The organism is Sphingomonas sp. (assembly GCF_048594985.1).
GTDB lineage: Bacteria > Pseudomonadota > Alphaproteobacteria > Sphingomonadales > Sphingomonadaceae > Sphingomonas_I.
In genome coordinates, this window is sequence record NZ_JBMDXG010000188.1 from 1 (window position 1) to 2,303 (window position 2,303).

Sequence of the window (2,303 nt, forward strand, 5' to 3'; positions counted from 1 at the left end):
CCGCCGCCTGCGCGCGGAGGCGGCGGGGCCCGCGCCGGCGGGCCTGGATCTTTCGGTTCCCGACACGCATCGCGTGGCGGCGCTGCTCGACGCGGGGTCGCACCCCGATTTCCGCCTGCTCGAACGGCTCACCAAGTCTTCGTCCGACGATCTGGCGCGGTCGATCACGGTCGATCAGGTGCGCGGGCTCCAGCCCTTGTTCGCGACGACGCCGAGCCTTTCGGGTCGGCGCGTGATCGTGATCGACGCGATCGACGATATGGAGCGGAGCGCCGCCAACGCGCTCCTCAAGAATCTGGAGGAACCTCCGGCAGGTACGGTCTTCCTGCTGGTCAGCCATGCGCCGGGCCGACTGTTGCCGACGATCCGGTCCCGCTGCCGGCTGCTCCGCTTCGAACAGCTCGACGCCGAACAGACCGCGGTCGCGCTTCGCCGCGCCTTGCCCGATGCCGAGGCGACGGAGATCGAGGCGCTGGTCGCGGTCGCGGACGGCGCGCCGGGCGAGGCATTGCGCTTTGCGGGCCTCGACATATCCGGGCTGGACGCGGCGATCGACAAGCTTGCGGTGCACGGCGACCCGTCCAACGCATTGCGCGCCGCGCTCGGCCGCACGCTGTCGCTGAAGGCTGCGCAACCACGCTATGAGGCGTTCCTGGAACGTGCGCCGTCGCGGATCGCGGCGGAGGCGCGCCGTGCGCCGCCGCCCTTGCTGGCGGAGCGGGTGGCGTTGTGGCGGCAGGCGCGCGACATTGCGGACCGGGCCGTCCGGCAATCGGCCGATCCACAGACGACGGTGTTCGAGATCGCCGGGCTCTTAGCGAAGCTTGCCCCGGTGGAGCGCGCCGCTAAAGGCTGAGGCCTATGGCCGACCCTTTCTACATCACCACCGCGATCAGTTACCCCAATGGCCGGCCGCATATCGGCCATGCTTATGAAGCGATCGCCACCGACGCGATCGCGCGCTTCCGCCGGATGCAGGGGCGCGATGTGTTCTTCATGACCGGCACGGACGAACATGGGCTGAAGATGGCGCAGAAGGCGCGCGATCTGGGCATGACCCCGCGGGCGCTTGCCGACGAAATGTCTGGGCATTTCCGTGCGATGGGCGATGCGCTGAACATCTCGTTCGATCGGTTCATCCGGACGACCGAGCCGGATCATTATGCCGCCAGCCAGTCGTTGTGGCGCGCCATGCAGTCCAATGGCGACATCTATCTCGGCCGCTACGAAGGCTGGTACTCGATCCGCGACGAGGCTTTTTATGGCGAGGAGGAACTGGTCGAGGGGGAAGGGGGGACCAAACTCTCGCCCCAGGGCACGCCGGTCGAATGGACCGTTGAGGAAAGCTGGTTCTTCCGCCTGTCGGCCTATGCCGATCGTCTGCTCGCCTTCTACGAAGCCAATCCCGACTTCATCCGGCCGGAGGGGCGGCGGAACGAGGTGGTGAGCTTCGTGAAGGGCGGCCTGTCCGACCTGTCGATTTCGCGCACCAGTTTCGATTGGGGCGTGCCGGTGCCCGACAGCCCCGGCCACGTCATGTACGTCTGGGTCGATGCGCTCACCAACTATCTCACCGGCGCGGGTTATCCTGGTGAAACAAAGCGTTGGCCGGCCGACCTGCATGTGATCGGCAAGGACATCGTCCGCTTTCACGCAGTCTACTGGCCCGCATTCCTGATGTCGGCGGGGCTCGACCTGCCAAAACAGGTGTTCGGGCATGGCTTCCTGCTCAACCGGGGCGAGAAGATGTCGAAGTCGGTCGGCAACGTGGTCGACCCGATCGAGATGGCAAACCTCTACGGGGTCGATCAGTTGCGTTACTTCCTGCTGCGCGAAGTCAGTTTCGGGCAGGATGGCAGCTACAGCCACGAGGCGATCGTCACCCGCTGCAATGCCGATCTTGCCAACGGGCTCGGCAACCTTGCCCAGCGCTGCCTGTCGATCATCGCCAAGAATGGCGGCGGGATCGTGCCAGCCCCGGGCCCAGCGCAGGATCAGCTCGGCCTCGGGCAGTTGCTGACGCGGATCGAGGATGCGCTGGACGATCTTGCGCTCAATCGCGCGTTGGAGATCGTGTGGGATGGGGTGGCGCTCGCCAACCGCTATTTCGCCGACATGGCGCCCTGGTCGCTGCGCAAGGAGGATCCCGCAATGGCCGATGGCGTCCTCTATTGGACGGCGGAGGCGGTGCGCCAGCTCGCCATCCTCGCGCGCTGGGCGATCCCGGCGAGCGCGGACGCATTGCTCGACCTGCTCGCCCAGCCCGGCGACACGCGCGATTTCACCGCGCTCAACACCCCGCT

2 protein-coding genes are annotated in these 2,303 nt (G+C 66.8%); both read left to right on the forward strand.

Features of this window, described 5'->3' with window-relative positions:
* A partial coding sequence (locus tag ACOJSF_RS07185) for a DNA polymerase III subunit delta' (protein WP_420141533.1) occupies positions 1-856 on the forward strand: 856 nt, incomplete at its 5' end.
* Between the two features lie 5 nt (positions 857-861).
* On the forward strand, positions 862-2,303 hold a 1,442-nt coding region (metG, locus tag ACOJSF_RS07190), incomplete at its 3' end, for a methionine--tRNA ligase (protein WP_420141534.1).